We start from the raw sequence: 8071 nt of genomic DNA on the forward strand, positions 1-8071 counted from the left end.
CGCGAGCTGCCGCTGCAGTAGATTCAGATGGAGGGATCGCTCGGAGGAGACGGGGATACACTCCATCCATGTCCGTCAAGTTGGTCCCTGGGCTCTACGAACAGCTCGTCACCGTCCCTCTCGCCCGGCAGCTTGAAGGCACTCCTTCGGAGCTCGTCCGGCGTGAGGAGCTCGATGTCGAGGACGCGGATGTGCTGCTCGCCCGGCACGTCCACACCCAGGTGCGTCACGCCCTCAGGCTTGTGAAAGGCAATGCGGAGGGAGGCGCGGCGCTCGCGCGGCAGGTGGCGCTCGTCAACGGCCTCATCGCCCAGCTCAGCCGGGATGCGGGCCTGGAGACCACCGAGCCCGTGGCCGACGCCCACGAGGTGCTCCTCGCGCTCCTGGAGCGTCCTTCGCACCCCGGGCCGCCCCATGTTCCGGCGCGCCCCGAAGTGCCGCTGAGCGCGAGTGCGCTCCTGGTGAATGGCTCGACTCAGCCGCGCATTGGCACCGAGCTGCGGCGCGAGCTGGAGTCTGCCGACGCGGTGGACCTGCTCTGTGCCTTCGTGAAGTGGCAGGGCTTCCGGGTGCTGGAGGCGGAGCTGCGCGCCCTGCGCGAGCGAGGCTGCCGCCTGCGCGTGCTGACGACCACGTACATGGGGGCCACGGACCGGCGCGCCCTGGATGCGTTGGTGGACATGGGCGCGGAGGTCCGCGTCTCCTATGAGACTCGGACCACTCGGCTTCATGCCAAGGCCTGGCTCTTCCACCGGAACACCGGCTTCTCCACCGCGTATATCGGCTCGTCCAACCTCTCGCGCTCGGCGCTGCTGGACGGGCTGGAGTGGAATGTCCGTGTCGCCGCCACCGAGCAGCCCCACCTCGTGGACACCTTTCGCGCCACCTTCGAGGCCTACTGGGAGGACACCTCCTTCGAGCCCTACGAGCCGGCCCGTGACGCCGCTCGCTTCGACAGCGCCATCGCCGCCGAGCGGGGAGAGGGAGCGGGCGTTACCCTCGTGGGGCTCGAGGTGCGGCCCTTTGAGCACCAGCGCGCCATGCTGGAGCGGCTCGAGGCCGAGCGCATGCTTCACGGCCGGTGGAAGAACCTGGTCGTCGCCGCAACCGGCACGGGGAAGACGGTGCTCGCGGCGCTGGACTATGCGCGGCTTCGCAAGGAGGGGCGTGTGGACTCGGTGCTCTTCGTGGCGCACCGCGACACCATCCTGCGCCAGAGCCTCCATACCTTCCGGAGCGTGCTGCGTGATGGCGCGTTCGGCGAGCTCTACGTCGGTGGCGAGCGGCCGGAGGCTTGGCGCCACGTCTTCGCCTCGGTGCAATCCCTGGCACAGGTGGACTTGGCCAAGCTCGCCCCCGACCACTTCGACATCGTGGTGGTAGACGAGTTCCACCATGCCATGGCGGACACCTACGTCCGGTTGCTGGAGCACCTGTCCCCCCGCGTCCTCGTAGGCCTGACGGCGACGCCCGAGCGGATGGACGGGCAGGACGTGAAGCAGTGGTTCGACGGGCGCATCGCGGTGGAGCTGCGGCTGTGGGAGGCGCTCGATCGAGGCCTGCTGGCGCCCTTCCAGTACTTCGGGGTGCACGATGACGTGGACGTGTCACACGTGGCGTGGAGGCGAGGAGGGTACGAGCTGGGCGCGCTGAGCCAGATCTATACGGGCAATGACGCGCGGGCCCAGAAGGTCATCGAGGAGGTGCGCCGGCGAGTCGGTGACGTTGGCCGGATGCGGGCGCTGGGGTTCTGCGTAAGCATCGAGCACGCCGAGTACATGGCTCGCAAGTTCAACGAGCACGGCATTCCCGCCAGATCCGTGTCTTCACGCACGAGCCAGGAGGAGCGAATCGAGGCGCTCCGGGCGGTGAGGGACCGGCGCGTGAATGCGCTCTTCGCCGTGGACCTGTTCAACGAGGGACTGGATGTGCCCGAGGTGGACACGGTGCTCTTCCTGCGGCCCACGGAGAGCGCCACGGTGTTCCTCCAGCAGCTGGGCCGAGGACTGCGCCACAGCGATGGCAAGGCGTGCCTGACGGTGCTGGACTTCATTGGGCAGCAGCACTCGCGCTTTCGCTTCGACACGCGGCTCCGAGCCTTGACGGGGACGTCTCGGCGGGAGCTGGAGCGGCAGGTGGAGCAGGGCTTTCCGTATCTGCCGGCGGGCTGTCACCTCTCGCTGGACCGGGTGGCGACGGGGCTTGTGCTGGAGAACGTGCGCCGGGCGCTGAACATCGGCTGGCGCGGACTGGTCGCGGAGCTGCGCGGCCTGGGGGACGTCGGGCTCGCTCGGTTCCTGGAGGAGACGGGGGTCGAGCCGGAGGACTTGTACCGAGGAGACAAGCGGGGATGGGCTGGGCTGCGGCGAGAGGCGGGCCTCGGGATGGAGCCCGGCGGACCGGCGGACGCGAAGCTCGCGGGAGCCATCGGCCGGATGCTGCACCTGGACGACCCGGAGCGGTTGGAGGCCTACCGGGCCCTGCTCGATCGGCCCGAGCCCCCGCGCACCGAGGGCGTGTCCCCGCGCGAGTTGCGCCTGCTGTGGATGCTGCACTTCTCCCTGTGGGGAGCGAATGAGTCCCCGGAGCGTCTGGGCGAGGGACTCAGGAGGCTGTGGGCGGAGCCCGCGCGCCGGCGCGAGCTGCTCGAGGTGCTGGGGTTGCTGGTCGAGCGCCTGGAGCGGGTGACACCGCCCCTGGATCCGGCGGGGCGGGTGCCACTGCGGGTGCATGCGCGGTACAGCCGTGACGAGGCGCTCGCGGCCTTCGGCGTGGACAAGCCGGCCTCGGTCCGCCAGGGCGTGAAGTGGGTAGAGGAGGAGCGGGCGGATCTGTTCTTCGTGACGCTGCAGAAGACAGAGCGTCACTACTCGCCCACGACACGCTACCGGGACTATGCCATCTCGTCTCGGCTCTTCCATTGGGAGTCGCAGAACGCGACGAGTGAGAGCTCGGACACGGGCCAACGGTATATCGGCCATGTGGCGCGAGGCTCATCCGTGCACCTCTTCATCCGCGAGACGAAGGAGGGACTCTTGGGCGCATCGCCCTATGTCTACGCGGGGCCTGCGCGCTACATGAAGCACGAGGGCTCACGGCCCATGGCCATTGTCTGGAGGCTGGAGCACGAGCTGCCCGTGGAACTGCTCGAGCGCGCGAAGGTCGTCGCGGGCTGAGACGTGGGAGCCGCCTCTCAGGGCAGGGCGATCTCGAAGCCGGTGCGCCCGGGAGGAAATTGATCCCTCGGGCGGCTGGCCGGCGTCACCGCGTAGAGGTGGAAGTCCAGCCGGCGCAGCAGAAAGCCCTTCAGCGCCGGCGCGAGCGGATCCTGCTCGCCCAGGTACAGCGTGAAGAAATGGAAGCCCTGCCCCTGGTGATCCGCGTACACCTGCTCCAGCAGCGCGCGGAAGATGGCGGGGTCCTCTCCCGCGATGCTCGTGTTGCAGAGGTAGAAGTAACGGAAGTCCTGGCCGGGCGCGGGCAGCCGGGGCGCTCCCACCACCGCGGCCATCGCGTCGAAGCCCAGCCGTATCCAGCGCATCCCGCCCCGGTACGCCAGCACCCGGTAGCGCTTCACCGCCGCTGGATCCCACACCGACGTGCACCCCACCAGCCGCCCGTCCGGGTCGAACGCGAGGTAGCTGCGCTCCGCCTCCATCCCCGGCCAGCGCGCCAGCCGGTGCTCCAGCTCCCCCAGGTCATACCGATAGCCGAACGGGCGCACGCGGTGGTCCGCGTCCAGCAGCGCGGCCATGGCGGGTACGTCCTCGGGCGTGGCGCGGCGCACCGTATAGGCGCTCGGGCGCGGCTTGCGGCGCAGCAGGAACTGCACGGACACAGCGGAGAAGCGGCGCAGCAGCGCGTAGTGCGGCTGGGCTGCGCGTGAGGCCTTGCGCCGCACCAGCGCCTGGAGCGCCGCGGAGTTGGTGGCCATCACCGCCGTGAGGAAGGCGCTCACGCCGTGGCGCTCGGCCGCCTCCTCGAGGACGGGGCCATAGAAGCGCGCCAGCCCCCGGCTGCGCCGAGCCGAGAAGTGGGCTCTCAAGTCTCCCAGGTAGCCCACCCGGCTCGGCCGCCCATCCAGCCACCCCTCGCGCACGTGGATGGCGCCCATGCCGTCCAGGCGGCCGCCTTCCTCGTGGACCCAGACCTCGGTGGTGCCCCGCTGCAGCTCGAAGAGGGCGAAGTAGTCCGGGGAGCGCTGGGTGGAGAGCACCAGCTCGCCCTGCATGGGGACCGCGCCGAACAGCTCCAACAGCGCGGCGTTGTCCTCGGGCGTGGCGCGGCGCATGGGACTCATGAGCGCGAGGCAGCCTAGTGGACTGTCCGACAAGTCATTCGACATAGTCGAGGGGGATGAATAACTCCGGTGGATGAGAAGACGACCGCCCCACCTCATCCATCTGTCCGCCGCAGAAGCGGAGTACCTGGAGAGTCTGGTACGAGACGGACGAACGGAGCAACGCACGGCCCGGCGAGCCCGGATCCTGCTGGCCATGGCCGAGCCGGACACGGTGGTCACGGAGTTGGCCGACAAGTTCGAGTTGGACAGGACGAGCGTGTGGGCCCTGTGTCGCCGGTTCGACGAACTGGGAGTGCAGGCCGTCTGGGATGCGCCTCGCTCCGGCCGTCCGCGGGAGCTTTCCCCCCCTGCAGCGAGTGGAGGTGGAACAGTTGGCCTGCTGTGAACCGGCGGGAGTTGGCTTGCAGATGACGCACTGGTCCACCCGAAGCCTGGCCGTCGTGGCACGCCAGCGGGGTATTGCCCCCACGCTCTCCCACTCCACCGTGGCGCTCCTGCTGCGGGACGCCGACCTGCAACCTCACCGCACGCGCTACTGGAAGACCCCCACCCTGAATGACACCTTCCGCCGCAAGGCCGCTCAGGTGCTTTGGTGCTACGAGCACGCCCAGCGCTTGGCGCTGCAAGGCGAGGTGGCGCTGTGCGTGGACGAGAAGCCCAACATCCAGGTGCTGCAAGGTGAGTACCCCGTACGCCCCATGCACTCGGGCCTCATCGAACGCCGCGAGTTCGAGTACGTGCGACGCGGCACGGTCAACCTCCTGGTCAAGCTCGAGGTGCATTCAGGCCGGATGCGCGGCTGGGCGCTGGAGAAGAACGATGGGGCCTGCTTACGAGCGGTGCTGCCCCAGTTGCTCTGGGACCATCGCCACGCGCGCCGTATCCACCTCATCTGGGACAACGGCTCCAGCCATGTCGCCCGGCAGACGCGGGATTGGCTGCACACCCATTATCCGCTCGTCCGGGTGCTCTTCACTCCGGCGCATGCATCCTGGCTCAACCAAGCCGAATTGCTCCTACGCGCCTTCACAGAGCGCTACCTGCGGCGCGGAGAGTGGGCCAGCCGCGGCGGCCTCATTGACCACCTCAACACCAGCTGGCCCGAGTACAACCGTCTCTACGCCCATCCATTCACCTGGTCCTGGACTCGCTCCAAGATGCACGCGTGGATCGACCGCCACCTGTCCTGACTATGTTGAAAAACTTGTCGGACAGTCCACTAGGCCCGCTCTCCACAATGCCCGTAGGCGAACGTCGCGCGTGCTCTCTCCACGGTTCCAAACGTGTCCGGCGCAGGCACTCTCCACCGGGCCCAACAGGCGAGCCTGGACGCGTGGCTCCATGGGCCCGGCTTCACCTGTCCGACGCGCGGGGCTGCACCGTGCCCGGCTCCCCGTGTCCGACGCGCGCTGCACGGACCCAGTAGGCCCGCCTCAATGTGGGAGGGCCGCACCGGCCCCGTAAGCCCGCCCCGAAGTGCGCGGGCTTCACCGCGCGCCCATCTCCCCCCTGTCCGGTGCGCGCGGTCCACGAGGCCAGCACAGGCAGGGACTGGAGCGGCTATGTCGCTACGGGGCGCGTGGCGCACTGGCGCTGGAGCGTTTGTCACGAGCGGAGGACGGCCGCATTGCCTATCGCATGAAGCGCCCGCTGCCGGACGGCACGACGCACCCGCTCTTCACCGGGCTGGAACTTTTACGGCGTGTGGCGTCCCTGGTGCCTGCGCCTCGGGCAAACCTCACGAGGTTCCACGGCGTCTTCGCTCCAGGCGCCAAACTGCGGCCATTTCTGGTCCCCCAAGCGGAGGAGGCGAGAGCGGGGAGTGAGGCAGCGGCCAGCAAGGAGCGGATGAAGCAGAGGACGCCGCGAGTGGATGGGGCAGAGTTGCTGAAGAGGACGTTCGACTTCGACGTGTTCGCCTGCGTGAGGTGTGGAGGCAGGCTTAAGGGTCTTGGCGTACGTGAAGGCAGGGCGGGCAGTGCGAGCGATACTGGAGCACCTGGGCTTGCCCACGGCAGGGGTGAGCCGGGCCCCGGCGCAACAGTCAACCCAGGCCGCGGGGTGGGCTACGAGTAGGCGGTGAATACAGCGGCCCCCGCTGCCGTCAGTCCCTCCAACCTCAGCAGGAGGGCCTGCCATGGTCCTGGGATGGGTTGTGGTCGCGGCGCTGCTTTCGTCCACGCCACCGGCGGAGCTGCGAATCAACAAGCACGTCTCGTACGAAGCGGAGCGGACGCCCGAGGGCGGGCTCCAGGTGCGCTTCCGGTTCAAGGACCACACCGACACCCCTCAGCTCTTCGAGCACACCTACAACTATCAGCACACCCTGGAGATGATCTCCCGCTTCGGGCTGCCGAGCGGCTTCTTCCGCCCGTACACGAACGCGGAAGCGGCCAACCGCTCCAAGATCCTCGACAACGGCCTGTTCCTGCGCAACGGCGACAGGGTCGAGGTCGATCTGAGCTCCGTGACGAACTTCTACGCCGAAGAGTTCGCCCAGCCCATCGCTGACTTCATCGTCCAGAGCCTGCGGCAGCGAGGGATGGACACTCGGACGGACCGGATCAAGATGGCGATGGCCTTCACCCAGGACATCCCCTACGGCGTGCCGGACTTCGATGGCGATGGGGTGTTCCGCTCCGGGCTGTCCCCGGCCCCGCTCATTCTGCTGTCGGGGTTGGGGGACTGTGACTCGAAGGCGACGCTCTTCGCGGGGATCCTGAGCTACCTCATCAACCCCGAGGACATCCTCTTCCTGCACCAGGTGAACGAGGCGCACCTGCTCACCGCCATCCGCGACCGCGACACCAAGGGGCGTACAACCCTCACCCACAATGGGCAGACCTACGTGTTGGCCGAGACCGCGGGCCCTGGCCGCGCGGATTATGGAGAGCTGGGCGACACCCGGAGCGCGTCGTTCACGGTGGAGCCCTTCGTGAACAGGATCCTCCCCTATCACTCGGATGCGGACTCACGCCCCTATGGAGGAGCCCTGCCTCTGTTCAGCGGCGTCTCCGGCAACGTCTTCTGGAGGGGCTCCAACAGCCAGGCCATTGCCTCTCGCGAGGCGGAGTACGAGCGCCAGGATACCGGCAACCGAGCCGACACGGACGACACCGCGGAGTACGAACAGCCGTCCTCGGTTGCTCCAGGAGAAGAAGCCCAGGAGGCCCCTGAAGCGTTCGAGGTCTACTACCCCGGCATGCAGCACTCCGTCGTACTCAAGTGCGGCGAGTCGATGACGGTGCACACGCATGGCAGGACGCGCCGCGTCCGCCTCGACTGCGGGGCTGGGGTTGCAACGGCTCAGGCGGGCCACCCTGAATAGGCAACGCACCGTTCTCACGCCGGGGGATCCACCGTTCACCAGACCTGTGATCCGTTGACAAATAACGGATTTCCATGGATAGTCCGCTCTCTCTTCATTTCAAGGGATTTCCATGCAACCGAGCTTGTGGGTGCTGCGCCGTATGGGAGCAGGGCTCTTCCTGCTGTGCCTTGGGCTGATGGGCTGCAATTACACGGAGGAGGAGCTGCCGCCCGACGATGTAGCGCTCCAGGCTCAAGCCCCCAGTAATCCGATGGGGAAGGGAGGCGGCACGATGTTGTCGCCTCCCACGCACGGCCCTGGCGGCTTTGGGGCCACCATCGGCAATGGGATTGCCTACAACGGCGGTCCCATCATGACGACAAACACCAAGCTCTATTACATCTGGTATGGCAATTGGTCAGGGAACACCGCCCCGACCATCCTCACCGATCTGGCCA

General features: G+C 67.9%; 6 protein-coding genes. 5 read left to right on the forward strand and 1 reads right to left on the reverse strand.

What is annotated here, in order from left to right:
- The first annotated feature begins 68 nt into the window (after window positions 1-68).
- Window positions 69-3176 carry a DUF3427 domain-containing protein gene (locus ACJ8AT_RS34960; protein WP_407742300.1) on the forward strand — a complete coding sequence of 1036 codons (3108 nt, stop codon included), beginning with the start codon at window positions 69-71 and terminating at the stop codon, window positions 3174-3176.
- A 17-nt stretch (window positions 3177-3193) separates the two neighbouring features.
- Here the strand turns inward: ACJ8AT_RS34960 and ACJ8AT_RS34965 are convergent, their stop codons facing one another.
- Window positions 3194-4300: a GNAT family N-acetyltransferase gene (locus tag ACJ8AT_RS34965; protein ID WP_407742301.1), complete on the reverse strand. Its 1107-nt coding sequence runs from the start codon at window positions 4298-4300 to the stop codon at window positions 3194-3196.
- Between the two features lie 410 nt (window positions 4301-4710).
- Between ACJ8AT_RS34965 and ACJ8AT_RS34970 the strand changes: the two genes are divergently transcribed.
- The 4 genes from ACJ8AT_RS34970 to ACJ8AT_RS34985 all read left to right on the forward strand — a co-directional run.
- A complete protein-coding gene (locus tag ACJ8AT_RS34970; protein ID WP_407742302.1) occupies window positions 4711-5493 on the forward strand; it encodes an IS630 family transposase in 783 nt (260 codons plus the stop codon).
- Between the two features lie 286 nt (window positions 5494-5779).
- Window positions 5780-6379, forward strand: coding sequence for a transposase (locus ACJ8AT_RS34975; protein WP_407742303.1), 600 nt, complete (start codon window positions 5780-5782; stop codon window positions 6377-6379).
- Between the two features lie 61 nt (window positions 6380-6440).
- On the forward strand, window positions 6441-7631 hold the full coding sequence (locus ACJ8AT_RS34980) for a hypothetical protein (protein WP_407742304.1): 1191 nt from the start codon (window positions 6441-6443) through the stop codon (window positions 7629-7631).
- Window positions 7632-7743: 112 nt separating this feature from the next.
- Window positions 7744-8071, forward strand: a 328-nt coding sequence (locus ACJ8AT_RS34985; RefSeq protein WP_407742305.1) for a hypothetical protein, incomplete at its 3' end; no start/stop codon positions are given.

This window comes from Hyalangium sp., assembly GCF_045802625.1.
Lineage (GTDB): Bacteria > Myxococcota > Myxococcia > Myxococcales > Myxococcaceae > Hyalangium.